Source organism: Burkholderia sp. Ac-20392, from assembly GCF_017104585.1.
GTDB lineage: Bacteria > Pseudomonadota > Gammaproteobacteria > Burkholderiales > Burkholderiaceae > Burkholderia > Burkholderia lata.
In genome coordinates this window covers 25,285-52,197 of sequence record NZ_JAAGPB010000017.1, presented here as the reverse complement: position 1 = coordinate 52,197, position 26,913 = coordinate 25,285, and the positions used below count along the sequence as shown (strand labels likewise).

Below are 26,913 nucleotides of genomic sequence, written 5' to 3'. Positions count from 1 at the left end.
TGTGTGTGAGAGTGGCGATGTGGTGATGATTGGTGTGGTCGCGACGAATGGTGCTAGTTGTTTTTTTTTTTATGGATCCAGCGCACACCGCGACCTACACCGGGATATACACTCTTTCCCTACCCGCCCCTCTCCCACTCGCTCCCTCCCCGGCGCGGCGGTATCCCGCCGGCCGGGCTGCCGCCAGTCAGACCGCGCCGCCGTAAGCACGCACGAAGTCGCCCAGGCCGCGGTTGTAGCCGGCGCCGACGGCCTTGAACATGAAGTGGCCGTCGCGGCGATAGAAGCTGCCGACCTGCACCGACGTCTCCATCGAGAAGTCTTCCTCGAGCGCGTACTTCGCGATCACCGCGCCCGACACTTCGTCGGCGATCTGGATGTAGCTGTTGCGCACCTGGCCGAAATTCTGGCGACGCGCTTCGGCCTGGTCGATCGTCACGACCACCGAGATTTCCTCGACGTCGGCCGCGAGCTTCGTCACGTCGATGAAGATCACTTCGTCGTCGCCGTCGCCGCTGCCCGTGCGGTTGTCGCCGCTGTGCACGACGCCCAGGCACTTCGATGCGGGCATCCCGCGCTTCGGGAAATCGTCGCCCGGCTGGATGAACGTGTCCTTGCGCTCCATCGTGCGCACTTCGCTGTTGTAGAACACGAAGTGCTGATCCGAGATCAGCTTCGGATTGCTCTGCGCGTCGTACTTGCACAGGAACACCGACACGTCGAGATCGAAGTCCGTACCCGTGTCCGTCGCGTTCGCGTCCCAACCGAGACCGATGCGGAACTTCTGCGTGCCGGGCGCTTCCTTCGACAGGTTGACGCGACCGCCTTTCGACAAATTGATCATCTGAACCTCTTCTGCTGGAACCGCCGTTGTGCCGGCGGCAATGCCGGGCCGCCCTGCGCGGCCCCTCGTTGATGGTGTTCGCCCCGCGCGTGACGCGTGATTACTCGCCCGCCACGGCCGTCCGGTCTTCCTTGCGTTGCACGATGATCGACGACCACACGGCCGCGGCGATCATCGCCGCGCCGATCAGGCCCGTGATGACCTCGGGCACTTCGAACTTCACGCCGAGGAACATGATCGTTGCGAGCGCACCGATTGCCCAGAAGGCGCCGTGTTCGAGAAAGCGGTACTGCGCGAGCGTGCCCTTCTTCAGCAGCACGAGCGTCATCTCCCGGATATAGGCCGCGCCGACGCCAAGGCCGAGCGCGATCAGGAAGATGTTGTTCGACAGCGCGAATGCACCGATCACGCCGTCGAAGCTGAACGACGAATCGAGCACTTCGAGATACATGAAACCCGCGACGCCTTCACGCACCACGCGCGTACCCGTCTCCTCGCCGCCGATCAGGTCGCCGATGCCGTGGGCGATCACGAAGCTGATCACGCCGAACGCGCCGGCGAGCAGGAAGCCCACTTGCTCGACCGCCGGCACATAGAGCGACGCGATGATGATGATCGCGAGCGTCAGCGCCACTTCCAGCGCCGTGATGCGGCCGAGGTGGCTCATCGGGCCTTCCAGGAAACCGATCCAGTGCTCGTCCTTCTCGGTGTCGAGCATGAACTTGAAGAACACCATCAGCAGGAACGCGCCGCCGAATGCGGATACCTGGTGATGCGCGGACGTGAGGATCGACGCGTACTGCTCCGGCGATTCGATCGCGAGCTTCAGCGCGTCCCACATGCCGATGTGGCCGATCACCGCGACGATCAGCAGCGGGAACACGAGCCGCATGCCGAACACGGCGACCGGCAGGCCGAACACCATGAAGCGGTTGCGCCACTTCTCCGACCAGTTCTTGAGCACCGATGCATTGACGACCGCGTTGTCGAGCGACAGCGAGATTTCGAGCACCGACAGGACCGCGACGATCAGCATGTCCTTCACGCCGCCGAGGAGATAGGCCGCGACGAGCGCGAGCACCGTAAGCGACAACGGGATCTTGAAGTCTTTCAACATGATGGGGGGAGTAATCGAGTTCTGGATAAAAGACGGGCGGGCTGCGCTTACTTCGCGCGCACCCATTCGCAGAATTCCTGCGTGATCAACTGTTCGTAGATCTGTTCGTCGCTGAGGTCGAGCGATTCGAGATGCAGGAAGCCGACGTTCGGCATCTCGTCCGCGACTTCCGCGAGGAAGCCGAATTCGCTCGGATCGCCGACGCCGACGAGCGACCAGTACAGCGGGTAGTGCTGCGACTCGGCCAGCAGCTGGCGCACGCGCTTGCGATCGTTCTTCGGGTTCTGGCCGTCGGTGACGAACAGCACCCATGCGGGCAGATGGCCGTTCACCGGTGCGGAAGCAGCCGGCGCCGGCGTCTCGTCCGCGCCGCCGAACAGCCGGCTCAGGAAGCCGCGCTTCTCTTCGCGCTTCGGCGACGGCTCCGGCGCGCGGAAGAAGAAGTCGACGATGTCGTTCATCACCGGCGCGTACTGCGTGCCGCCCCACTTGTCGATCCGCGCTTCGAGCACGTGGTCGGAGATGTACGAGCCGTAGTTGTCCGGCGTGGCGGTCGGCAGGCGGTCGTAGCCTTCGGTGAAGGTCCACGTATCGACTTCGCCGTTGTCGTCGAACTTGAGTGCGATGCCGAGGATCCGGTCGTGCGTGTCCTGGATCACGCCCGACTGGTACAGCGGCTTCGCGGAGCCGGAGATGTCGAGCGCCGCGCCGACACGCACGACGGGCGGCTTTAGGATCTGGCGTTTTTCGAGGACGATCGCGACCTTCGCCGCGCGTTTCTCAAGCGTAATCATGCGGTGTTCTCTCGGTTCTTTCAGTTGTGCTTCGGAGCGAATCGGGTGATCAGGTCCTGTTCGAGCTGGCGCAGGCGCGGCGCGTCCTGCTCGCGCTGGCGCTTGCCGTCGGCGATGATCTGCGTGATGTCGTCGAATGCACCGAACAGCTGCTGCTGCGCGTATTCGAACGTGTCGGTCGAGATCACCGGGCGCTGGCTCAGCTTCGCGACTTCCTGCGCGTTCTGGCGGTTCAGGTCGGCCTGCGCGCGGATCGCCTCGTCGGCCGCGTCGTACGTCGCGTTCGCAAGCGCCGCCGCGCGCTTCGTGCTGAGCTGCTCGAGGTAGAGCGCGAACGCGTTGGTCCACGCGGGGATCAGCACGGTCTTGATCGTCATGAACTTCGACGTCAGCGTGCGTTTCTGGTCCTGCTCCATCCGGATCTGCGGCGCGAGCTGCTTCGACATCAGCATCGCGCGATCGAGGTCGTCGAGCTTGCTTTCGAGCGCGTCGACCTTGCGCTTCACGTCGAGCAGGCGTTGCGCGGCGAACGCGTCGTCCACCGGCTGCTGGCCGGCTTCGAGATGCGCGCGCAGCGTCGCGAGCGCCGTTTCACCCTGCGCCTTCGACTGCGCGAGCTCCTGGTGCAGCGCGTAGTTGTCGTTGTACATCCGCTCGAGCTCGTCGATGCCGGCCTTCTGGCGCTGCGCATGGTTCTCGAGCTCGACGACGAGCGTGTCCATCCGCTTGCTCACCGACTCGTATTGCGACAGCAGCTTCTCCTTGGTCGAGCGGAACAGCCGCGTGACCTGCGTAAGCAGCCCGCCCTTGTCGGCGCCGCGCGGGTCGAGCCCCTTCGCGGTCGCGATCAGTTCGTTGAGCTTGTCGCCGAACTGGTCGGCATCCGACGCACGGACGCTCGCGAGAATCTGCTGCGAGAAGGCCGCGATCCGCGTGCCCTGCGTCGCGCCGAGCTGGTCGATCTCGTCGACGGTGATCAGGCGGACATTCTCCGCCGGGCGTGCAACCGGCACGGCAACGGCGGCGGCAGGCATGACGACGGGGGACGAAGACGGGGTGGAAGGACGATCGCTGACCGCATCGGAGTTCTTGTCATCGAATAGCGGCTTCATGTGGCTACCACGTTTCCTTTTCTGCTTTCTGCTGCGTGTTGTCATGCGCGCGAGGCGCGCATCCGCGATTGCCGCCGTGCTCTCTCACGGGCGGCAGACGGACAATAAATGGCTCGAGCGCCTTGCGTCAAGGGAAGGAATTCTTTCAATTTACATTCATTTTGTAATGTGATGGATCGACACGATGCCCGATCGTTGCCGTCCCTGCCGCCATGCATACGGGCCGCGCAAGATTCGAACGTATCGAAACTTACATGTCAGATCATTGTGAAAGATAAATGAAACCGCCTGCCTGGGCGGGTTTCGGACGACGCACATGCGTGGCCGAGACACGCGCGAGTGCCGATCGCGCGCTACCGATCCTGCACGCGATTCATCCCGAGCCGAGGCAGGATGAACGGCACCGATCGGCCACGAATCGTGAAATCCCACCGTCCTTCGATGTCGACGAACGTCGCGCTGAAATGCCGGTCGTCGGCCCACGTCATGTCGTTCAGATGGCACGACGCGTACATCGCGCCCACCGTGCGCCGCGCAAGTTCCTTCAACGGATCCTTCGACACGAGCGTGAACGTGACGGCCTCCTCGAACAGGCAGTCGTAGTCGGTGACGAGCAGATACGCGTCCGGCGTCTCGAACTGGCGAAGCAGCACATAGCCGGAAACAGTGAGGCCGGAACGTTCGCCATTCACGAGCACATGCGTGCGTGACGGCCACGCTTCATAAGGACCATCGTGCGTTTCGAGCGTGAAGCGCTCGATCGGCTTCATCGCCGGGCCGGTTGGCGAAGGGCTCGTTCCCGAGGCATCGCCGCGTCAGTTCGCGGCCTTGCGATACAGCGCGACGTACCCCGCGAGCATCAGCAGCAGCGACCCGCTGACGCGGTTCAGCCACTTCTCCCCCGCCGCCTTCCACACACGCACCGAATGCACGCCGAGCAGCGCATAGCCGGTCATCCCGACGACGTCGATCGCGACGATCGTCGCCGCGAGGATCGCGTACTGCGGCGCGATCGCGTGCGACCGGTCGACGAACTGCGGCAGCAGCGCGGACATGAACAGGTAGTACTTCGGGTTGCTCATCGCAACGAAAAAGCTCCTCAGGAACGCGGTCCGGCGATCGGGCGTCGCGTGATCGAGCGCCTGCGCAGCGGCAGAACCGCCGGACGACAGCAGCATCCGCACACCGACATAGGCGAGCCACGCAGCGCCGGCCAGTTTCAGCGTGACGAATGCCGTTTCCGACGCGTCGAGCAGCATCCCGAGACCGAACCCGACCAGCGCGACGAGCACGACATCGGCCGTGACGGCGCCGAGCATGCCGACCATCGCGTGACGCAATCCGTACCGCGAGCCGTTGCTCATTGCGAGCAACACCGTCGGGCCGGGCGTCGCAACGCCGACGGACAGGATCAGGGCAAAAGCGAGCAAGGCGGACAGCGACATGGCGTGGCGTTCCTTCTGAAGGGAGCGTGCGGACGGGATGGCGTCGCCGTCTTCAACCACGCGGGGCGCTGCCGGCGCGCACTCATCATGACGACGAATTCGAGCGGCTCATGATCGCACGTTCGTCCCGATGTCCGCTCGGCGGCCATGTGACCTCGATCCGGCACGGCATTCGACCGCCATCCCAGATAGTGAGCGATCATTTTCGTAAACGACAATGATTCTCGTTTACGTTAGACTCCGCCCCTCGATAAAAAAACGTCCGCGACTGCACGGACGCATCACCCCGCCCGGATTCCGACTTGCCGCCCTGGGATGGATTACCGACCACACCCGATTTGCGTCCCATGTCGACACTTTCGTTACCCGCCCGGCGTCTCACGCCGATTGCCTTCGGCATTGCGCTGACCTGCGCGCTCGCTACCTCGGCGCAGGCCCAGCAGGCCCCGTCCGCCGCCACTGTCGCGCCCGACACGTCCGTGCTGCCGTCGATCAACGTCACGGGCGCCGCCGAGCCGCTGCCCGGCGACCTCGCGCCGACCTACGCGGGCGGCCAGGTCGCGCGCGGTGCGGATTACGGCGTACTCGGCCGGCAAAAGGCGAGCGACGTGCCGTTCAGCATGACCACCTACACGTCGAAGCTGATCGAAGACCAGCAGGCACGCACCCTTGCCGACGTGCTCGACAACGATCCGGCCGTGCGCAGCGCGTCCGGTTACGGCAACTTCTCGCAGGTATTCATCATCCGCGGCTTCCAGCTCGCCGGCGACGACGTCTCGCTGAACGGCCTGTACGGCGTCACGCCGCGACAGCTCGTCCAGACCGAGGCGATCGAACGCGTCGACGTGCTCAAGGGCGCGAATGCCTTCCTGAGCGGCGCGTCGCCGAACGGCTCCGCGGTTGGCGGCGGCGTGAACCTGCAGTTGAAGCGCGCGGACGACAAACCGCTCACGCGCGTCACCGTCGACGGCTCGGTGTCCGGCTCGATCGGCACGCACGTCGACGTCGGCCGCCGCTTCGGCAGCGAGGGCCAGTTCGGCGTGCGTGTGAACCAGTCGATCGGCGGCGGCGACACGGCCGTCAGCGACGAGCGCCACCGCAACAACGTGACGGCCGTATCGCTCGACTGGCGCGGCGACAAGCTGCGCCTGTACGGCGACTTCCTGTATCAGCGCGAACGGATCGACAACGGCCGCCCCGTCGTGCTGGTCAGTGGTAGCCAGGTGCCGGCCGTGCCGTCCGCGACGCACAACTACGCGCAGCCGTGGAGCTTCAGCGAGCTCGAGGATACGGTCGGGATCGTGCGCGCCGAATACGATTTCCTGCCCGCATGGACTGCCTATGTGTCGGCCGGCGCCCGACATACGAACGAGCACGGCGACTACTACACGCCGACCTACTCGTCGTCCGGCACGACCGGCTCGCGTCTGAGCGTGCCGCACAAGGAGGATGCCCAATCGGCCGAAGCCGGTGTGCGCGGCCGCTTCACGACCGGCCCCGTGTCGCACTTCGTGACGGCCGGCGCATCGTTCATTCGCATCGACAGCCAGTCTGCGTACACGATGTCGAGTGCGTTCCCGACGACGCTCTACGATCCCGCGCCGGTCACGTTCCCGCCGACCGCCTATGCGGGCGGCGACATGAGCGATCCGGGCACGGTCACCAAGACCTGGCTGCGCAGCGTCGCGGTGTCCGACACGCTCGGCTTCCTCGGCGACCGCGTGCTGTTCACGATCGGCGCGCGCCGCCAGTCGATCTCCGTCGACAATTTCGACTACACGGGCGCGGTGTCGTCGACGTACAGCGACGCGATCACGACGCCCGTGTTCGGTCTCGTCGTCAAGCCGTGGCAGAACGTATCGATCTACGCGAACCGCAGCGAGGCGCTCGCGCAGGGCGAAATCGCGCCGAACACCGCGCGCAATGCGGGCCAGTCGCTGTCGCCGTTCCGGTCGAAGCAGGTCGAGGCCGGCATCCGCTACGACACCAGCAAGTACGGTGCGTCGCTCGCGCTGTTCCAGATCGAGAAGCCGATGGCGTACACCGATCCGACGTCGAACCTGTTCGGCGCCAATGGCACACAACGACACCGTGGCGTGGAAACTGCCGTGTTCGGTGAACCGTGGAAAGGCGTCCGGCTGATCGCGGGCGCGACGTACATCAACGCGACGCTGCAGAACACGGCGGGCGGCGCGAACGATGGCAACCGGCCGATCGGCGTGCCGTCGTTCCTGCTCAACGCGGGCGCCGAATACGACGTGCCGATGCTGCGCGGCCTCACGCTGACCGCACGCTGGATCCACACGGGCCCGCAGTACGTGGACGTCGCGAACACGGCGTCGATCCAGGCATGGGACCGCTATGATCTCGGTGCGCGCTACGCGACGGAACTGTTCGGCCGAAAGACGACGTTCCGTGCGACCGTGCGCAATGTCACGAACAAGTCGTACTGGTCGTCGACGACCGGCGGGTACCTGACACAAGGCGATCCGCGTTCGGTGTGGCTGTCGATGACGACGGATTTTTGACGATCGCGGAATGGAGTGGCGGGCTGCCGCCAGAGTTTGCTATACTCTCGGTCTTCCGGAGAGATGGATGAGTGGTTTAAGTCGCACGCCTGGAAAGCGTGTATAGGTTAATCGCCTATCGGGGGTTCGAATCCCCCTCTCTCCGCCAGAATGAATGAAAAAGCCCCGCAGAATCAATGATCTGCGGGGCTTTTTGTTTTTTGATCCATCATGCGCCCCATCATCAGGCCAAAACTCGGCCGGGTCACGGAACTGCATAGCCTCTCATACCCACAGTAGTTGCTCGTTCCCACTACGTCACGCGCAATGAACTACGGCTCACCGTCAAGTTCGGTAGCAGCGCAAACCTGACAACAGTTTGTGCCACAACGTATCCCCGGATACCCACGTGCGCCGAGCCGCAGTGGAAGCTTGGTGGACGAGGCTCGGAATGCGGCGACAACAGCCCATTGACGTGCCGCTGCAAAAATACCGTCAGCGCCCTATCTTCCAGCATGGGTTGCTGCCGTCAATCCGTCGTTTCCAATCAAGCCGAATGCGCACGGATTGCAGCCTGCTCAAAACTGAGCCGTCACCTGAAATCCAACCGTCACGCGCGCAGTCGGAAAGCCGGACGGTTTGTAGACCGGGGTTCCTGCGAACAGGTCATAGCCGTAGCCACCGAAACGCGTTGCTACGCTACCCTTGACGCCGATCACTGCACCGGCCAACTGTGTGCCGACCAGCGCAACGGGCTGTGGTCCCCATACGCGACCGTAATCGAGTCCCGCGTAGACCATCTGCCCTGTCTGGCCGATCGGCATCTGCAACTCGTTACGCCAGTAGAGCCCGCGCGCCGCCGCCAGCATCGTTTCACCGTCGAAACCGCGAACTGTGTAGCGGCTGCCGATGGTCAGGTCATCGATGTAATACAGCGAGTTCCCCGTATATTGACCGTGAATGCTCGTCACGTATCGGAACGGCTGCTTCGCGATCGCAAACGGTACCGACAGGTTCGCATCGAGTACTGCCATCTTGAAGCGATAAGTCGGATCGCCACCGGCAGCGAGTATGTCGTCCTGCGCGCCCAAACCGCCGATGCCCTGACGATAGGCCAGCGTGCCGTCGAACTGCGCACCGTCAAAGTAGTGGCGATCGGTCAGGCCAAGTTCGATGATCGTATTGTTGCGCCGTTGCTGCGTGATTTCCGTGTCTTCGATGAAGCTTTCGCCGAAGCGGCGAGACAGACGGACGTACCCGCCGAACACATCGTTCTGACTGCGCAGCAGCACGCGCGCAAGTTTGAAATCTATCGTCTTCGAATTGCCGCTCGCTACGAACGTCTGATTTACACCGGCAATCTGCTGATAGTAGGTGTTCGTGTACGCCGCAATCGTGGCGGTCCAATAGCCCCACGGAATCGAATAGAAGCCGTTCCAGCCGTGTGAACCAAGGCGCTTGTCACCGAATTCGAGGTCTTGGCTGACGCCGACGTTGAACATATCGTTCAAGCCGAGCGGGTTGTCGATACCGATGGACAGATTGCCTTGCAGCTTGCCGGTGGCGCGCGTACCAGAGTTGTCAATCGACGCGACGACCGTCCACGGCTTGACGCGCTTCACGTCCAGTACAACATCGCTTTCGCCCGGCACGTCTGCCGGCACAATTTGCATCGATACGTCCTGACTGGTGACGCGCTTCATTTGCTCCAGACCTTGTTCGAGGTCACGCAGGTTCAGCAGGTCGCCGTCGCGCGTCGGAAATGCAGTCTTCCATGTGCCACGCAATTTCTCGTCGGCGAAGCGAACGTGCCGGATCGTGCCGGGTACCAACGCAAGCTTCAACGTTCCCGTCGCCAAGTCTTGTTCCGGCAGTAGGACGCGCGTTGTGATGTAGCCGCGCGCCAAGATCGCCCGAGACAGCCCCTTGACGATCGTATCGACGCCTTGCTTGCCGACGCACTGCCCGGCGTAGTGCGCGAGCCATTCGCGGGCGAAGGCGAAGCGATCCATCGGCAACGCGGATGCACCGATTACCTTCGCGGAATCGGGCAAAGAATCCGGGACGTCAAGCGCGAAACGATCGATAGGGAAACACGGCTGCTCGCTCGGCAGCGCCGGATAAGTTTCGACGCGCGGCACTTCTGAGCGAACAGACGGGGCGCGCACGGTAGCGTCGCGCTGCTGTGCATCGCGTTGCTGCTGCGCTTGTCGATCCTGTTCCGCGTTCGCGCGTGCGGCGGCGGCTCGATCTTCAGGCGTAGGAGCCTGCTGTGCATGCACCCCGAGTGACACCATGGCAGTGATGGGAAAAGCAATCAACCCCGCATATATTTTCATTGTCTAAATCGAACCGCAATCAAAATTAAATTCTGAAATCCCGTATGGAGTACCATATTCGGCGATTGACTTAAAAATATTTGAACCGGCCTCCGAAATTACCTCTGACATATACATAGATTTCTCATGGTTAACGTATGAGATGTATGCAATATGCCCGATCACCATCGTTATAAATATAAGCGCATTGAGGCCGGAAGGATCGCCATTAAATACGGCCTCCTGCATCCACGGATTCCCTCTTCCATCAGCATCAAGGTAGGTGGCCAAGCTTTCCGGCGTAACAGGCTTCCCATCCAGCCAATCTTTACATGCTGCTAAAGCTTGCTCGCACGCCTTAAAGCTTTGAGGATGCGACGCCCTGATAGTCTCATTCGCGCGGCCAGCGACCTCAAGCAAGGCGGAAGCTCTTTTCTCCCACGGCATGGCTATCAGCGCATTCACGAAATCAGCCAATAATTTTTACTCCAGACCGAAAGTCAGGTTTATCTATTCGATAACCAAACCTCTATTATCCACTCAGCAAGATCGGTCCACGACTCAGTCGTGACCCCATCCGGCGACCAAAACCGTACTCTCCCGTCAGGAGTGATGCAGTAATAATCACCGTTATCCTCGCAGATCGGAAGCCAATCGGAGGGCAAGCCAACTTGACGCGCCCTTTGAGTGGCCGCTGTCAATTCGCAGCGGTCTTCCTTGCTGCCGGTAACTACCAGTGGCTCTAGGACTCCAAAAAAGATGGTGCTCGCATGCGTTAAAAAATATTTGTAATCATCAGAAAACAAAAATCCAATTTCATTCTCGCATTCCGATATTAAATGATCGTCAGGCGCAGGCAAGTTGATGCGCCGCCCTCCAGACAACTCTATTAGCTCACCAATGACAACTCTCAATTCACCGCTCATCAAGCCCCCCCAAAATCTTTGGCACTATTTTCCAGCCAATCGATCTCCACGAATTTAATTGAGGGTGAAACCACACCTGCAATTGGAAAGCCTACCAATCTATTTTATATTTTAACTCACATACGAACAATCACTTAATCTGACACTTCGATTGGGCCGCACTCCATACGCGCTCAAACTCAGACCCATTTATTTCAATTGGTTTAAATTGACTGTCGCTAGAGATCTCATCCAACGATGGAATCGGCTCCTTACTTAGTCCAGAACCGCCTGCCGATTCCAATTGACAGGCGTAGCCCATCCGGCCATCGGCGTACACTTCAACCTTACGTATTTCCCAACGCCCTTCATCAAGCTCGCTGTAAATAATAATTGGCTCACTGGGGATTGAGTGAATCCATTTTACGCAATTGTAATTCATCATTTTGGCACTTTTCCGCTACCCGCGATTGCCGACACACTGGCCTGCGTAGTGGGCGAGCCATTCACGCGCGGTGGCGAAGCGATCCATTGGCAAGGCGGATGCTCCGATCGCCTTCGCGGAATCGGACAGCGAATCCGGTACATCAAGCTCGAACCGATCGACACGGAAACACGGCTGTTCGCTCGGTATCGCGGGATACGTTTCGACCTGCGGCACTTCCGACCGAACAGACGGGGCGCGCACGGTAGCGTCGCGCTGCTTTGTTGCTGCGCTTGTCGATCCTGTTCCGCGTTCGCGCGTGCGGCGGCTGCACGATCTTCGCCCGTGGGAGCTTGCTCTGCGTGTACTGCGAACGAAGCCAAGGCCATAATCGGCAAGGTCGTCAGCCGCATAGGTATTTTCATTATTTACCATTCCCGCAGCGTTATTTTTTGGTTCAACACTTAATTTGATTTGCAATTCAATTTCTCAATCATCCTTTAAATTCTTTAGAAATTCCGGGTCCACCCAAACATTCTTAACTCGGGCCGGGTCGAGATAAACCTCTTCAACCTTGAAAGGGCGAAGGGAATCCAAAAACACAATCAATGAATTCCCAATCTTCGACAAAGCCTCATATCCGGGAACCTCATGATCCCAGAAATAAATACATCCATAATCACCATCATGCAGGGATATACAAACATAGTTCCCGCCTTCCGCGTGAGCAAATGGGAAGTATCCCGAAACCTCGGTTTGCTCCATATAACCGATATTTCTATAAATTTCATTAAATGGAATAAATTGGCTAATTCCAGCGCCGCCTCCACCCGGAATATCGAATGCATTCGAGTCAAAATAAGCCCCGTTGAATTTTTTCAGAATTTCTATATATTCAGGTGGAAGTACCCTTCCAATTTTGCGCTCGACCTTGGCAATATCTTCAAGTGTCGGCGCGGTCAATGCTTTGCGAGTATTGATAATCATCATTTAGCTCCTGGTGGCGGCTTGAGAACAGCAGTGCCGCCGGTATGGCGAATCGCGTCATGCAGGTCTTGCGGAATCAGCAGCATCGTCTCGGCATTTTCGACGTGATGCCATACATATCCACTGGGCGTCTTGTTAAAGCCTGCCGCCTGATTTGAGAGTGCAGCATCCTTATTGTAGTCCCCGGTCAAATCGACGACATCGACTTGCGCCTTCGCGTACGGAGAAAAGTCGGGGAATCCCTGTGAGTTGAACTTGACACCTTGTGGATACTTCTGCTGAATCTCGGGCGGCAGCTTGTCCATTGGGAACTGCTGATCCGCGTATTTGCTATTGATAGGGTAACGCCCGTTAATCAGGGGCAATCCATTGCGCCCCACGCCTGTAATGGCCGCCGCCACACCGTAACCAGCGGCCGGCGACGCTCCGATGCCAAGTTCGGCAACCAACTCCGACCCTTGCAACGACTTGAGCGCATCCATACCAGCATAGCGCGTGTAGCTCTGAAGTGCAGCGGTACGCAAGGAAATCAGATTGGTGTCGGACGACTTGAGGTTGAGCAATTCGTCCATCTCGGCGGCTGACAGACTACCGGTGTCCCGAAGCTTCTGTTGGAGCTGATTTTCGCGTGCACCGTATTCGACTTGCTGCTCGCGAAGATCAGTGAGCACGGCCTTGCAAGCGTCCGCGCTGGCGCAGTCCTTCACCTTTGCTTCGTTGGTGTCCCAAAGCTTGCCGTATTCCTGTTTGACCTTCTGATTACATGCAGCCGGGTCCGCCGCAGTCGAACAACTGATCTTCGCCAACGACCGGGCCGTCTGCTGCGGTTGCGTGAGGAAGTTGTTTTCGACTTCTGTTTGACCAGCCGTTGTAGTAGTCGCGGCATTCAGGCCACCTGCACTCGCAACGCCCGCGACGATGCTGGAAATCAGGTTCCCCTTCGCTTGCTTTTCTGTTGCGGTCTCGTTCGGACTATCGGTGAACAGGTTACTCAACAGACTCGATGTAGCAGCGCCCATCGCACCAGCCCCGCAACTTTGATTGCTCGCGGCGGCACCCGCACAGGCAACAATCGCATGCATTGCGGCGTGCAGGGGACTGCCTTCCGTGACCGCACCTGTCTTGACGAGATCGCCAATGTAGGAAGCGCCTTGTTGTTGCAGATAGTTCACGACGCCGGTCTGAACAAACTGACCGCCGCTACCCGTCACGTTGCCGCCAGCTGCCGCAGTCAGCGCCGACAGGACCTGTCGATACGTTCCGCCCGGCCCCCAATCTGCCATTAACTGATCGGCTTTTTGCTGTGCGGCCGCTCGCTGTTCTGGCGTCAAATCAAGATTTTTCGATGCCGCCTTTGCCGCATCCGCTTCCTTCAGTCGGTTATCGACAAACGTGCCGACCTGATTGATGAACTGGCTCGTAATATCGAACCCGGCCTGTACCTTGTCCTTGTCGAAGATCGGCGCAAGCGCACCGCCGGTATTCGACGTGTCCCGGTTGACACTCGCGACAGTCTCGTCGGCTGTCTTGCCGGTGAGCTGCTGTTGCTTGGTGCTGTCAGTGATCTTGAGCGACCCGCCACTGATCCCGCTACGCGTGGTTGAATTCGCGTCGCCGGATGCACTCAGTGCAATCGGCGGGGTAGCGGAGAATCCGCCGCGATCCGGCAGGTTGGTTCCCGCCACCGGGTTGACGTTGTCCGCCGTACCTTTCTGGTTCTTACCGATACCGCCGCCATAACCGCCCGAAATCCCGAGCGACGACGCATCATAAGACGCGTGATTCTGAATGTCGCTCGTCGTCAGCGTGGCCGTCGTCAGGCTGTTCAAGCCGCCCTGTACGGCCTTGTCGTTACTCGCAATGACACTGCCTTTGAGGTCGGTGTTGCCCTTCACGTCAACCTGATAGCCGCCGTCGCCCGCCTTGATACCCGACTGTTCCGTAACCGACGCGTAGTCGCTGTTCATCTTCTGCTGACTGATGTTACCGGATACGCTCGATGGGCCGGCACACAACGGCGGAACGCATACGCTGACCGACACCCCCGCGCCTTGTTGCTTGGAATTGTAATGGTCGGTGTCCTGCAAACTTTCGACGTTCAGATTGCCGCCCACATTCGCGACGACCTGCTTACCCGACGCAACCGCTCCTTTCAGGTTCGTGTCGCCACCGGATTGAATCTCGAGCGTATCGCCCGCCGTGACATGCGTATTCGTCCACGAGGTCGAATTACCGTCCGAATTCCCCCGATTGCCCGCGACGCCAGCCGTAAATGCAATGCCGCTCTGCTTACCGCCTCCGATCGACACACCGACACCAAAGCTTCCGCCACTGTTTGTCGAGGACTGGCTGCTCGTATTTTCCGCCGCTTGAAGATTCACCTTGCCGTCTGCGGCGAGTTTCGAATTGCCGCCCGCCGAAATCGTGCTGCCGATCACATCGATGTTACTGTCCGCGCCCGCACCGGTTGCGTTGATGGTCACGTCTCGACCGGCCGATACCGTGCTACCGACCGCCGTACTTGCCTGTGACTGCGACTGGTTGTCGCTCTTGCTCGCACCCAGCGAAATATTGATGCCAACGGTCTTGCCAAGCGCCGATGGATCGCCACCACCCGTTGCGTCGTAGGCATTCTTTGCGGCAAGGCCGGTCGTTGCCGCAGCCAACGCGGTGAGTCGCGCGTCGCCCTTGGTCTTCCCGGCGGCTTCGACCATCTGTCTGCCAGTCTGCGCCAAGGCGATGACGGGGCTTGTCACACCGACAGTCACACCGGCCTGTCGGTACTGCTGCTGTTCCGCCTGACTCATCGTGTCGTAAGCGGAATCGATCGTGACGGACTTCCCGCCAAGCGACATATCGTTGCCCGCGTGCAGAGTGCTGCCCGTCGCGTGCAGGTTGTTGCCGGCGGTCACATTCAGATTACCGTTTACCGACCCGACCATGCTGCCGGTGTTGGTCACTTCGGTCGAATGCTGCTGATCCGTCATCGACCGCGTGCCGATCGTGACCGACATGCCGCCGTTCGACAACAAGCCCGAATCCTTTTTCTCGAAGCTGTTGGCCGACTGCACTGTGTTCTGCGATGTCGTGATCTTCACATCGCCCAGCGCCTTCAAGTTCACATCGTTGGTCCCGACAACGTTGCTGCCCTGAATCGTCAGGTCGCGGCCGGATTGAACGTTGACGGTATCGCCCGACACCGTGCTTGCCATGCCGATATTCGCGCGCGTGTCGTGCGATTCCTTCGTGGTCGAACCCGACACGAAACTGCCGCGCTTCGTCTGGACGTTCTGATAGCTGTCGTGTTCTTCACGCGCCTCGTTGATCGTCACGTTGCCGCCGCCTGCGATCGCCACGCCGCCCGGTGTCGCACTGTTGGTGCCGGACGTGACCGACGAACCGGTCAGGGTCACGTTGCCTTTCGATGCATCCGTCGCGCTGATCGCAGCCAGCGTCGCGTTCTGTCCTGCCGAGAAGGTCGTACCGACAGCAGTCTGGTCGTAGTTGTGATCGACTTCCTTGCGCGCACGACCGTCGACCGCAACGTTGTCCAGACGATGTTCGTCCGTAACCGTTGTCGCCGTGAGATTGCCGCCCGCGATGGCCGACAAATCTTTGCCGGCCGAAACGGTCGCGCCCTTGAGCGTCGTATCGTTGCCGCTTTGCATCGCCAAGCTACCACCAGCGGCAATGCCGCTCGTGACGTTCTTCGTCGTGGATTCTTCCCAATGATGCTGATCGTTCAGATACAGCGATTGATTCGTCGTGGATTGAACGGTGTCGACGTTGATATCGCGGCCTGCCGTGACCAGCGCATCGCTGCCGGCCGACAGATTCGCGCCGTGAAGCGTGAGGTCGCGACCGGCTTCAACGGACAAGTCGCCCGTTGCGGCGATCGTGCCTTGCTGGCCGATCAAGCTTGTGTTGGCCTTGCTTGCGCCCGAAGCGCCAGTCGCGCCCACGGCGTCAACCAGCGTCGTGTTGACGATGTCCCGCCCGGCCGACACCGCTACGCGGTTACCGGTAATCATGCCCGACGCATTCACGACATCATTGGACGCAACAACCTGCGTCGTGCCGTTCGTGCTGTCGCTCGAAATCGTGCCGCCGCGATTCAGGATATCGGTCGCGGAGATAACGGTCTTCGTACCGCCCTTGATGACGCCCGAATTGGTCGTGCTGCCGATCGTATGAATTTCCACGTCATCGGCCGCGATCAAGCCGCCGGTCGGTTGCAGGTCGTTCGCATGCGTTTGTGACATGTAGACGACCGGGGCCAGCACGTGCGTCGTGCTGCCGTCAGGCAAAGTGACGGCCTGGTCGACCAGCCACACGATATCGCTCGTCAGCGCATCCATTTGCGCAGCCGTCAGCGCCATGCCGGGCACCAAACCGAATTCCTTGGCGTAGTTCACGCCGTTCGTCATCAGCGCTCGATACTCGTCTTCAGCACTCGCATAGCCCGGCAGGAAAGTGCGCCCCGTCAATTGCGTGACCTGGTTGCGCACCATCTGCTGTTCATACATCCCGTCGCCCAAGCGCTTTTCGATGCTCGCGGGATTCAGGTTCAGCTGGCCGAGCATGTAGTCGCTCGAAATGAAGTTCGTATAGCTCGTCAAACGCGGATCGGTGACGACCAGATAAGGTTGGCCCGGTGCGGAATGAATCGAGTACATGCCGCTGGTCGGCAACGTGATCGACAAAGCACCGGTTGCACTGGCGACCGATTGCAGCGCAGGGACCGTCGTCGCGCCGCTGGCCGTGCCGACCTTGGTCAATTGGCCGCCCGATGCGCCCGCCACCGTAGCAGGCGTGCTGCCCGACACGCCGCCGTTGTTCTGGTTCGCGCCGAGCGTGCCGCCAGTCGCGCCGGTCGCGGAATTTTGCGCGGCGACGTTTTGGTTATTGACGCTCTGGCCGCTGATCGATACCGACTGGTTCGCGATGATCGTGCCGCCCGTGCCGCCGATTGCGACCGGCGCATACACCACGGGCGGCTCGATGATCGTGCCTCGATCCTGCGTCGTGTTTTCGTTCCACGCATACATCGACACGATATTGTCGGTCTGATACTGATACAGGGTTTGACCGACGTTGTTGACCACCGTACCGCCGTAACTGCCACTGCCCACGGAGCCGTTTTGCTGCGTGCTGCCAATTTGGATCGACTTGCCGGCCGTGATTGCGCTGTAGTCGTTGTTGATCGTGCCGACGTTCGCCATCGTGATACTGCCGCCCGCGACGAGCTGCGCCTGCGGCGTCTGGCTCGTCACCTTGTCTTGCTGAATCGTAGACGTCGTATCGCGCCAGATTTCAACGCGCTGATAGCCGTTATGGCCGTCGCTGCGCGTGGTGTATTCCGTGTTGGGCACGTAGTTGATGTGCGGATCGTAGCCGGCCCAATACACCGCCGTCACGCTGCCATCGCCGTTCACAGTCAGCGTGTTGTAGTACAGCGTTTGCTGTTGCCCGTTGACGTTCACGACCAGTACGCGATCAACAGGATTGGTCCCGTTCGATTGGGACACAACCTGACTCGCAGAGTATGTCGCCGTCTGCGGTGTCTTGTACGGACCTGACCACGTTGCATACGAACACACACCGTGGTTTGGCGCGGCATTTCCGGTCGGACAACCGATGAACTGCTGTCGCTTCGTTTGGTGCGTGGTCGTTGTGTCGGTCGTCTCGGTCGCGACGGTCGGTGCGGGACGCGAATTGGTGAACGTGCCAGCGGCGAGTTCGATATTGCCTTGCGCTTCGATCGTGGACTGATCGTTCAGGACATTCTGCGTACGGTTGGCAAGCAAGCCGCTCGCGTCGCGCTGACCGTTCGCCGCGATATTGATATCGCCGACGCTGAACAGGTTCGCGCCGCCCGTATTCAACAACTGATTCGTTGCGTACAGGTTCAATTGGTTGGCTGCGGCAAAGACGGCGGCGGCCCCGGTGTTCGTGATCGTGTTGGCGTTCGCCGTGACGTTGGCACCGATCACGGTCCCGGTGTTGTTCAGCGTCGTGCTGTTGGTTGCGACCGAATCACCTTCGATGCGGCCGGCGTTATCGATCGTGCCACCCTTTGCATTGACTGTCGTCGTCGCGGAATTCAAATCCGCGCCGCTCTGGTTGTCGACGTTTGCGGCGCTCACCGTGAGCGCGCCATTCGCGTCCAGCACACCTTGGTTCGTCAGCTTGCCCGACGTGGTGAAACTCAGGTCACCATTCGCATGCAGCCTGTTCGCGGCTGTCTGCGTGTAGTCGCTCGCGAGCGTAATCGTGCCATTGCGGCCGGCGATGACGGAGCCGTCACCGGACAACGTACCGGCGTTCAGTGTCAGGTCCTGATCGCTACCGATCGCGCCACCCGAATTCGACAACGTACCCGTCTGGATCGCAATACTGCCGCCACTGCCGGCGTCGTTGCCGATCCTGCCGGACGTGTCGTCAATCGATGCAGCGGTCAACGCCAAGACGCCGTTTGCGCGCACAGACCCGTTCGAATTTGAGAGGGCAGCGTTCGCGCCGTTCAGCGTCAGATTATTCGCGGCCGACAAAGTGCCGCCGGCATTGTTCGCGTTACTGGCGACGTTCAGCGTGAGGTTGTGGCCGGCCAGCGTCTGACCGCCTTGCGCATTGGTTAGCGTCTGCGCCGTCAACGTCACATCACCGTTGCCACCGATCGTACCAGCGCCGGCTTTGCCGGACGCATCGGTGTTCGTGATCGACGCGCCGCCGTTGATCGTCGTTGCGCCCGTTCCGATATTCGCCACGCGACCATCGCTGTTGTCGATGCTCGTCCCGGACAGTTGGAGCGTCGCCGTCGCGCTGTTCGCCTCGATTTGCCCGCCGCTATTGAGCACTGCGCCAAGCGCCGCGACCTTCAGGTTTCCGTTCGATTGAATCAGGCCGGCGGCATTTCCGAGCTGGCCGTTCGACTGCACCGACAGCGATTGTGCTGCCAGCAAAGAACCGTTCGAATTGTCGATCGTGCCGCCCGAAACCGACACATCACCGTTGCCGCCGATCGTGCCGCTTGCTGTGTTGGTCAACGCGTTCGCCGTCGTGACGGACAGCGCATCCGTGCCGAGCGCCTTAACGGCACCGCCGTCGTTGGCCAAGCTGTCGGCCGAAAGCGTCAGCGCGTGGCTCGACTCGATCGCACCGGTTTTGTTGTTGACCGCTCCTTGCGAATTGATCGTTACGCTGTCGGCACCGATGTATCCGGCTGTGCTGTTATCGAGCGATTGCACGCCGAGCGTGGCCTGCCGCTGCGCCGACAACGTACCTGCTTGGTTCGATAGGGCAGCAGCGGTCAGCGCGAGCGCACCGTTGGTCGCGATGGAACCATGATTGCTCGACAACGCCCCTGTTTTGATGGTCAGCGTGCCGCTGCCCGCGTGCGCGATCGTGCCTTGGTCGTTCGTGAGCGATCCGGACGTGATCGCCAAATCCGAGCCATTGCTCTGTAATTTGCCAGACGTGTTGTCAATGGCGTTCGTGACTGCGATGGTTGTTGCGCCGGTTCCCGTCTGCAAAACGGTGCCGCCATGATTGACCAGATCGCTTGCCGACACGGCGAGTTGGTCCGCTTCTATTGCGCCACCGCTATTCTCGATCGTGCCTTGCGCATGCAAGTCAACGTTGGCGGCATTCACGGTACCGCTGGAACGATTGTCCAGTGACTGTACGGTAAGCGAGGCTTGCCGCTGCGCGGCAATCGTTCCCGCCTGATTCGAAACGGCGCCGGCTTGCACATTCATCGCGCCATTGGTCGCGATCGAGCCGCCTTGGTTCGATAACGCACCGGTTCCGATGGTCAACATCCCGCTGCCGGCATGCGCGATTTTGCCGTGATCGTTAATCAGCGTCGCGGGTGTCAGACTCAGATCGGCGCTGTTCGTCTGTACCGTGCCTGAACTATTGTCGAGCGTGCCGGAAACCGCGATCGTGGTCGGGTTCATGCCGGTCTGCGTGATCACGCCTGAGCGGTTCGCAAGATCGGTTGCCGACAACGACAGCTGGCTGCCCTGTATCGAACCGGAACTATTGTCCAGATTGGCCGCGCGAACGTTTGCTAACGCGCCGGCAGAAATGCTGCCGGATGCGTTAGCCAGGCGCGCGCCTGCATCGATCGACGCGTTCTGTCCGGCCGTCAGTGTGCCGCTGCCGTTGTCCACGGATTGCGCACCGACGGTCAAATCGGTTGCGGCGCTGATCAATCCTTGGTTTGCGATGCTGCCGGCCTGTACCGATACGTTGCCGTCACCGCCAATCACGCCGCCTTGCGCGCCGTTCGCGGTCGTCCCCGCTGCGTTCGTGAGCTGGCCGCTCATCGTGATCGACAGACCATCGCTGTTCAGGGACGTTACGCGTCCGGCGGTATTCTGAAGGGAAGCGCCGACCATCTTCATTTGGCCTGCGCTCTGGATGATGCCTTGCTGATTGGCGATCGCCCCGCCCTCGACGTCGGCAGTGTTCTGCGACACGAGCGTGCCGGCCTGATTCGAAATCGCACCCGACGCGTGCACGGTCAACGGGCCTTGCGACGACACCGTGCCGCCTTGGTTCGATACGCTGCCTGCAGTCAGCGTGGCACCGCTTTGGCTGGAAAGGTTGCCGTGATCGTTGACGATCGCGCCCGCTGCAGTCGCACTCAATGCACCCTGTGCGCTCGTCGTCGCGTTCGACAGATTGATATCACCCGCTGTCGCGTTCACATCCAGCGCGCCGTTCGTCGCTGTCTTGCTGCCGGCCAGATTGACGCCGTAGCCGCGCAACGCCGTGTTACCGCCCGCGATGTTCTGACCGGTCGCGTTCAACTGGCCGGTCGTCGTGATTTGCAGGTCAGCAGATTGCGTGACCGCGCCGTTGCTATCCACGCCCGCGCCAATACCGCCGGTCGAGTTCAGCGAGCCTGCATTGATGCCGACATCGTGCTGCGCGGCGAGTGTGCCGCTATTCGTCATGTCCGCACCGGTACTCATCGACACGGATTGCTGGCTGTAGGTCGTGCCGTTGTTGTCGATACCACCGCCGGCCGACACAGCCACGTTGCCAAGCGAACTGATCTTGCCGGACTGCACCAGCCGACCATCGGTCGTCAGCGTCATCCCGGCGGCGTCCGCCGAAAGCGTGCCGGCGTTCTGAACACCCACCGCGCTCCCTGAACTGACGAGAAAGATGCGATTGCTGTACATACCGCCGAGTTGGCCGACGTCGATGGCAACCGCCGGGGCCGCGCCATCACCCTGAATCGGCGTCGCCGCAAGCGTGTCGTGATTAACTTGATTTGAACCGGCGATTACGTTGAGATTTTTCGCGTAAATGGCAGCATTTGCCTGCACTGCACGAGCGATAATGTCGACCTGATCGATATTGGCTGCATTCAGCCCCGATCCGGACACCGTGACAAGCCCGCGATTGACATTGAAGCCGGCTACAGAGCCATCCGCACCATAATACGGCACACCAGTTGTCAATACAGCGCGCGAGGTATTAATAAACCCTCCGCCGTCGATCTGCAAACCGGCCGGATTGCTTATGATGACTTCGGCTTTTTGGCCCGCCACCTCGACGAAACCGCGAATCGAGCTTGGGTTATTGCTGTTGACTTGGTTGACGATGATCCGCGCGGCATCGTTCGGCCCGAAATTCGGGTTGCCGTTGATCATGCCCGCTTGCTGTGTGTTGACAATAGTGGGCGAATTATTGAGAATCGCGCCGGGCTTTTGTACATCAAATTGATTGTACGTATTTAATGAAACGCCTGCGCTTCCCGGCTTATTGATGTTGACTTGCGGCAATCCATTTTGCGTTTGGATCACTGAAGGTGCATGCGCGCCACCGCCCACAATCTGCGCATTCGCCCACATTGGCGTAGCACCTGCCGCGACCAATACCGCGAATGCCGCGTGACGCAGTGCGAAACTCGCCAGCACGCTTGATACCCGGCTATCGCCCCCGCACACAGCCTCACCAACCTTCCCCGTTGCATGAGCAGTCTCTTCGACTGCTACCAACATGCCGCGCACGCGACTATACACAACCCGATAGCGATTTTTATTCATTCTTCGTCCGACGCAAATCGCGTCGTTGCTTCCATTTTTGGTTGGAATCGACATCCGGTTGAACCGGTTGTCGCTGCGCGCAGCCACGGTCGGTACTGCGCAGGATTCGCAAAGGTTTACACGGCTCTGCTGTGCGCTCCTACATCACAGCGCACACGCAATTGGTCTCCCGTGATCCATCTGCGCGATCGTAGCAGACGCTGAATGATCCACAGTGTCACAAATCGTTAGATCGCACGGAGCAAAGAAATTTTCCGCTCCAGCATAGAGGGAGCTATTTTTTAATAAAAAATAAAATGTTAATTTTGTTTATCGAGTGTTGATTCACGATTTCTGACGCGCAACGCTCCGATGATTATTCCTCTCCTCCTTTTTCGAACATGAGTCGAAGAATGTATCGAGCCAGCATGCGCGAACGGTCCATGACAGCGGGTGCCGTGCGGAGTACAAATCGCTCGCCAGACATGGCGAAATTCGAGATATTGGCTCGTCCGCAATTGACAAATCAGGGCAGCAAATTTCGCAACAGTAAATGCCAAGACCTCCGCACCGCCGTCAGCGTCGTGCCGCTCGATAGGTGTTGCGATCCAGCGACACCTGACCGATCACTTACCGATGCCACCACCAAGGTCCACGGAGGCATCTCCACCGCTGAGTAGCAACACCGGGGCACGTTCAGCACTGACGCGAGCGCTACCCCTCCCCCGGGACGCGCCCCCTCGCACGCATCGCATCGATTTCCGCCGCCTGGCATCGAGCACGAGCGCAGGCCATGCAATTCAAAGCGCCTTTTATCGCTCAATTGTCTTCCTCGCCCGAAGACACCTCAATCAGTCCGTCATTCGAAACTGAATAACGATCACGCATCTGCGTCGCGAATTGTCGGCGACTCAAATTTTCCGGTACGCGACCGTTAAAATGACGTGCCGATAAACAACGTAAACGCGGGTAGAGACCATGAAAAGGAAAACAGTGATGGCGATCGCCGGGATCGCAATAGCCGTGGGCGTGGCGTCCAGCTATGCGAGCCCGTACATCACCTTGTATCAGATGCGGTCGGCCCTGGCCGACAACGATGCCGACTCGTTTTCTTCCCATGTCGATTTTCCATCGATGCGCGAAAGCCTGCGTGCGCAAGTCATGACCATGATGCACGCGAAAATGGCGAATTCCCCCGAAATGAACGGCAATTCATTCGCCGACCTGGGAATGGTGATGGCGATGGGTTTTGTGAATCAGGCAATCGACACGATGGTTACGCCGGCGGGAGTCATGACCATGATGGCTCAGGGAGCGACCAAGCCCGCGCACGCCAGCGTGCCCGCATCCCCTCCCGGACCATCGGAAACGGCTCATGCAGAATCCGACGGCGGCACCGCGCCGCAAACAACGAGCAGCAAGCCGAAGGCCGACTATTCGGTCGGCTACAAGAACTGGTCGACCGTTACCGCAACTGCGCGAAAAGGAACGGACGACGACGTGACATTCATCTTCAAGCGTGACGGCCTCTGGTCCTGGAAGCTGAGCGCGGTCAATCTGCCGATCGACAAGTTCGGTTCAAACTGATTGCCAGGAAGCGGACCCGCCCCGGCGCAACCGGCCCGCTTCCTCGTTTGGGCCGAGCGTGCGGCGCACCGCAACTCCCGAACACGGCACGCTAAAGATGTGTATTCTTCTGACGATATCCAGGGTTTCATCACCGCGAGTCAGATCCATGCGATTGAGTCCACGGTTCGCCATGACGGCTGTCGCTGCGACGATGCTGTCAGCTTGCGCAACGGCATTTTCGCCCACGTCGATCAGCACCACCGTCGCGGTGACATCTCCGCCGTTCGAGAAATCGCTGCGCGACGGCGGGTCGTCGACCGACCTGCCGGCCATCGGTCAGCCTTCATCCGAATTCCGTACGCTTCTTTCCGTTCGCGAATGCGCTGCCAGCAAATGCGCAGCGGGAATCGCCAAGCCGACGCTCGCGGTCACGGTCCAGCGCGTGTCCGAAGGACTGGCAGCGATACGTTTCTCGGTCAACGGAGAGATCGGCAGCAGCCAGACACTGAAATCGCAAGCCGGGAAAGTCACGTCGGAAGTGACCATGTCGATTCCGTCGGGCGTGACGCCGATCAACGATCAATTTGCCGTCGATCGGGTCGCGACGATCAAGATTGGCGAGTTCCGCCACGTGGCCTTGCCGCACGGCATCCGTGCCTACGTCTGCGTCGCCATACCGAACGCCAAAGGCGTGACGGACGGAAGCTGTGATTTCAGCCGGGTGCAGACGACCAAGGGAGCCGAGCTCGGGACTGCCGCGCTCTGACCCACCCGTCACGGTGCCAACACGAACGAGTCCCGGCACTTTGAGCCATGCCGGAAGACACCCGCGTCACGGATGCCGGATGTAATCCACCAGCGCCCGCGTATATTCATCCGGCTTTCGATCAAGCAGACTCACGACGATCGCCACCGCGAACCCCGCCGGCACCCCGAACACCCCCGAACTGATCGATTCGATCCCGAACCACGTGCGCCCCGCGAACCCCGTCAGCTGCGTGAAGAACGGATAGGTCGACACGATGTAGTACACGCACACCGCGAGCCCCGTTACCATCCCAGCGATTGCGCCGCGCGTCGTCGTGCGCTTCCAGAACACGCCGAGCACGAGCACCGGAAAGAAGCTCGAAGCCGCCAGCGAGAACGCGGCGCCGACCAGAAACAGGATCTTCCCGGTATTGAGCGACGCGACATACGACGCGAACAGCGCGACACCGAGCAGCAGCACCTTCGAGATCGTCACGCGCCGCTGGCTCGATGCATCGGGCGCGACCATGCAGTAGTAGACGTCGTGCGACAGCGCGTTCGCGATCGTCAGCAGCAACCCGTCGGCGGTCGACAGCGCCGCGGCCAGCGCACCGGCCGCGATCAACCCCGACACGACATACGGCAGCCCGGCGATCTCCGGCGCGGCCAGCACGACCATGTCCGGCTGCATCTGGATTTCCGACCAGTGCACGATGCCGTCGCGAATCACCTCGACGACGCTGATCAGGTCGGGTTCGAAGTGATGCCATTGCGTGACCCACGCCGGCAATTCGGCGAACGGTCGCCCGACGAGGTTCGCGAGGATCTCGTACTTGATCAGCACCGCGAGCACCGGCACGCTCAGGTAGAACAGCGCGATGAAGAACAGGGTCCACCCGACCGAGCGCCGTGCCGACGCGACCGACGTGGTCGTGTTGTAGCGCGTCAGGATGTGCGGCAGGCTCGCGGTGCCAAGTGACAGGCACAGCAGCAGCGCAAGGAAATTCCGCTCGCGCGGCTTGCGTTCGTCGTCGCTCGCGGCGGGAAACGGCTCATGCATCGGCACGGGCGGCTCGGCCCGGGCAAGCAGATCGTCGCGTACCTGCGTCCACGCGACGCGCGCCGCCGCCGGATCGCGCGGGAAGTCTGCCAGCTCGCGCTCACGCTGGCTGATCTCGCGCAGCGGCCCGTTGTGGCGCCGCAGGTCGGCAAGCTGATCGGTGAGATGGCGGCGTGCGTCCGCATAGGATGCCGGCAGCCGGTCGAGCCGCGTCTGGATATCCGCCGCTTGCCGGCGATACGCGTCGCGCACCTGCTGCTCGTCGAACGCATCGCGCACCTGCGCCTCGCGCGCCGCGACCCGCTCCATCAGCTTGCCGTAATTGAACTGCGGCACGGGGCCGAGCCCGTTCTTCATCGCGATCAGCGACACCGGAATCAGGATCGCGCTGATCAGGATGATGTACTGCGCGACCTGCGTCCACGTGACCGCGCGCATCCCGCCGAGAAACGAGCACACGAGAATGCCCGCGAGCCCGCAGAAGATCCCGATCGCGAAATCGACGCCGATGAAGCGTGTCGCGATCAGGCCGATCCCCTGGATCTGCGCGACCAGGTACACGAACGAACACAGGATCGCCGCGCCGGCCGCCAGCGCGCGCACGGCCGTGCTCGAAAAGCGCGTCCCGAGGAAATCGGGAATCGTGTAGCGCGCGAGCTTGCGCACATAAGGCGCGAGCAGGAACGCGACGAGGCAGAACCCGCCCGTCCAGCCCATCACGTACGCGAGTGCGTCGTAGCCGGTCGAGTACAGCGATCCGGCCAGGCCGATGAACGATGCGGCCGACAGCCAGTCGGCCGCCGTCGCCATCCCGTTGAAGGCGGACGGCACGCGCCGCCCGGCCACGTAGTACTCGACGAGATCGGATGTGCGCGACAGCAGCCCGATCACCGCATACACGGCGATCGGCACGAACAGGAACACGTAGCCGATCCAGACGCCGGAGCCGGTGGCACGCTCGATCCGCCACATCAGCAGCACGAACCCGAGAAACCCCAGCGTATAGAGTGCGTATGCGCGGATCAGTCGATGCGTCAGCAT

Annotated in this window: 15 protein-coding genes, 1 tRNA gene and 1 pseudogene; 4 read left to right on the top strand and 13 right to left on the bottom strand. The window is 60.6% G+C overall.

Annotated features, from left to right (window positions below):
- Positions 1 to 187 precede the first annotated feature (187 nt).
- The 6 genes from G3N99_RS04655 to G3N99_RS04630 form a co-directional block, all read right to left on the bottom strand.
- On the bottom strand, positions 188 to 844 hold the full coding sequence (locus tag G3N99_RS04655; RefSeq protein ID WP_174941756.1) for a TerD family protein: 657 nt from the start codon (positions 842 to 844) through the stop codon (positions 188 to 190).
- A 100-nt stretch (positions 845 to 944) separates the two neighbouring features.
- Positions 945 to 1,961: a DUF475 domain-containing protein gene (locus G3N99_RS04650; RefSeq protein WP_174941754.1), complete on the bottom strand. Its 1,017-nt coding sequence runs from the start codon at positions 1,959 to 1,961 to the stop codon at positions 945 to 947.
- A 47-nt stretch (positions 1,962 to 2,008) separates the two neighbouring features.
- On the bottom strand, positions 2,009 to 2,755 hold the full coding sequence (locus G3N99_RS04645; protein WP_174941752.1) for a VWA domain-containing protein: 747 nt from the start codon (positions 2,753 to 2,755) through the stop codon (positions 2,009 to 2,011).
- Between the two features lie 20 nt (positions 2,756 to 2,775).
- The gene (locus tag G3N99_RS04640) at positions 2,776 to 3,867 is read right to left on the bottom strand and encodes a toxic anion resistance protein (RefSeq protein WP_174946743.1); all 1,092 of its coding nucleotides are present in this window, start codon (positions 3,865 to 3,867) and stop codon (positions 2,776 to 2,778) included.
- A 353-nt stretch (positions 3,868 to 4,220) separates the two neighbouring features.
- Positions 4,221 to 4,637 carry a hypothetical protein gene (locus G3N99_RS04635; RefSeq protein WP_174946741.1) on the bottom strand — a complete coding sequence of 139 codons (417 nt, stop codon included), beginning with the start codon at positions 4,635 to 4,637 and terminating at the stop codon, positions 4,221 to 4,223.
- 45 nt (positions 4,638 to 4,682) lie between these two features.
- A complete protein-coding gene (locus tag G3N99_RS04630; protein WP_206121756.1) occupies positions 4,683 to 5,312 on the bottom strand; it encodes a LysE family translocator in 630 nt (209 codons plus the stop codon).
- Between the two features lie 347 nt (positions 5,313 to 5,659).
- Between G3N99_RS04630 and G3N99_RS04625 the strand changes: the two genes are divergently transcribed.
- On the top strand, positions 5,660 to 7,840 hold the full coding sequence (locus tag G3N99_RS04625) for a TonB-dependent siderophore receptor (protein ID WP_206121755.1): 2,181 nt from the start codon (positions 5,660 to 5,662) through the stop codon (positions 7,838 to 7,840).
- Positions 7,841 to 7,897: 57 nt separating this feature from the next.
- Positions 7,898 to 7,988, top strand: a tRNA-Ser gene (locus G3N99_RS04620).
- Positions 7,989 to 8,397: 409 nt separating this feature from the next.
- Here G3N99_RS04620 and G3N99_RS04615 read toward each other — a convergent pair.
- The 6 genes and pseudogenes from G3N99_RS04615 to G3N99_RS04585 form a co-directional block, all read right to left on the bottom strand.
- A complete protein-coding gene (locus G3N99_RS04615; RefSeq protein WP_206121754.1) occupies positions 8,398 to 10,158 on the bottom strand; it encodes a ShlB/FhaC/HecB family hemolysin secretion/activation protein in 1,761 nt (586 codons plus the stop codon).
- A gap of 3 nt (positions 10,159 to 10,161) precedes the next feature.
- Positions 10,162 to 10,614 (bottom strand): Imm6 family immunity protein, encoded by a 453-nt coding sequence (locus tag G3N99_RS04610; protein WP_241011473.1) that lies wholly within the window; start codon positions 10,612 to 10,614, stop codon positions 10,162 to 10,164.
- A gap of 579 nt (positions 10,615 to 11,193) precedes the next feature.
- On the bottom strand, positions 11,194 to 11,487 hold the full coding sequence (locus G3N99_RS04600) for a hypothetical protein (protein WP_241011472.1): 294 nt from the start codon (positions 11,485 to 11,487) through the stop codon (positions 11,194 to 11,196).
- 18 nt (positions 11,488 to 11,505) lie between these two features.
- A pseudogene (locus G3N99_RS04595) lies at positions 11,506 to 11,891 on the bottom strand (ShlB/FhaC/HecB family hemolysin secretion/activation protein); the annotation flags it as partial.
- A gap of 64 nt (positions 11,892 to 11,955) precedes the next feature.
- Positions 11,956 to 12,456 carry an SMI1/KNR4 family protein gene (locus tag G3N99_RS04590; protein WP_206121752.1) on the bottom strand — a complete coding sequence of 167 codons (501 nt, stop codon included), beginning with the start codon at positions 12,454 to 12,456 and terminating at the stop codon, positions 11,956 to 11,958.
- Positions 12,453 to 22,517 (bottom strand): hemagglutinin repeat-containing protein, encoded by a 10,065-nt coding sequence (locus G3N99_RS04585; protein WP_241011474.1) that lies wholly within the window; start codon positions 22,515 to 22,517, stop codon positions 12,453 to 12,455. Before G3N99_RS04585 ends, G3N99_RS04590 begins: the two co-directional genes overlap by 4 nt.
- A 975-nt stretch (positions 22,518 to 23,492) precedes the next feature.
- On the opposite strand from G3N99_RS04585, the gene G3N99_RS04580 reads away from it, so the two are divergent.
- A complete protein-coding gene (locus G3N99_RS04580; RefSeq protein ID WP_241011471.1) occupies positions 23,493 to 24,083 on the top strand; it encodes a DUF2939 domain-containing protein in 591 nt (196 codons plus the stop codon).
- 172 nt (positions 24,084 to 24,255) lie between these two features.
- Positions 24,256 to 24,831, top strand: a complete 576-nt coding sequence (locus G3N99_RS04575) for a hypothetical protein (RefSeq protein ID WP_241011470.1) — start codon at positions 24,256 to 24,258, stop codon at positions 24,829 to 24,831.
- 66 nt (positions 24,832 to 24,897) lie between these two features.
- Here the strand turns inward: G3N99_RS04575 and G3N99_RS04570 are convergent, their stop codons facing one another.
- Positions 24,898 to 26,913 (bottom strand): sodium:solute symporter family protein, encoded by a 2,016-nt coding sequence (locus G3N99_RS04570; protein WP_174941734.1) that lies wholly within the window; start codon positions 26,911 to 26,913, stop codon positions 24,898 to 24,900.

What these genes read in the sequence shown, in the direction of transcription:
- G3N99_RS04575 (WP_241011470.1), top strand. Translation starts at nt 24,256, where the DNA reads ATGACGGCTGTCGCTGCGACGATGCTGTCAGCTTGCGCAACGGCATTT.
- G3N99_RS04645 (WP_174941752.1), bottom strand. Translation starts at nt 2,755, where the DNA reads ATGATTACGCTTGAGAAACGCGCGGCGAAGGTCGCGATCGTCCTCGAA.
- G3N99_RS04600 (WP_241011472.1), bottom strand. Translation starts at nt 11,487, where the DNA reads ATGATGAATTACAATTGCGTAAAATGGATTCACTCAATCCCCAGTGAG.
- G3N99_RS04615 (WP_206121754.1), bottom strand. Translation starts at nt 10,158, where the DNA reads ATGAAAATATATGCGGGGTTGATTGCTTTTCCCATCACTGCCATGGTG.
- G3N99_RS04570 (WP_174941734.1), bottom strand. Translation starts at nt 26,913, where the DNA reads ATGCTGACGCATCGACTGATCCGCGCATACGCACTCTATACGCTGGGG.
- G3N99_RS04635 (WP_174946741.1), bottom strand. Translation starts at nt 4,637, where the DNA reads ATGAAGCCGATCGAGCGCTTCACGCTCGAAACGCACGATGGTCCTTAT.
- G3N99_RS04650 (WP_174941754.1), bottom strand. Translation starts at nt 1,961, where the DNA reads ATGTTGAAAGACTTCAAGATCCCGTTGTCGCTTACGGTGCTCGCGCTC.
- G3N99_RS04585 (WP_241011474.1), bottom strand. Translation starts at nt 22,517, where the DNA reads ATGAATAAAAATCGCTATCGGGTTGTGTATAGTCGCGTGCGCGGCATG.
- G3N99_RS04590 (WP_206121752.1), bottom strand. Translation starts at nt 12,456, where the DNA reads ATGATGATTATCAATACTCGCAAAGCATTGACCGCGCCGACACTTGAA.
- G3N99_RS04580 (WP_241011471.1), top strand. Translation starts at nt 23,493, where the DNA reads ATGGCGATCGCCGGGATCGCAATAGCCGTGGGCGTGGCGTCCAGCTAT.
- G3N99_RS04625 (WP_206121755.1), top strand. Translation starts at nt 5,660, where the DNA reads ATGTCGACACTTTCGTTACCCGCCCGGCGTCTCACGCCGATTGCCTTC.
- G3N99_RS04640 (WP_174946743.1), bottom strand. Translation starts at nt 3,867, where the DNA reads ATGAAGCCGCTATTCGATGACAAGAACTCCGATGCGGTCAGCGATCGT.
- G3N99_RS04630 (WP_206121756.1), bottom strand. Translation starts at nt 5,312, where the DNA reads ATGTCGCTGTCCGCCTTGCTCGCTTTTGCCCTGATCCTGTCCGTCGGC.
- G3N99_RS04655 (WP_174941756.1), bottom strand. Translation starts at nt 844, where the DNA reads ATGATCAATTTGTCGAAAGGCGGTCGCGTCAACCTGTCGAAGGAAGCG.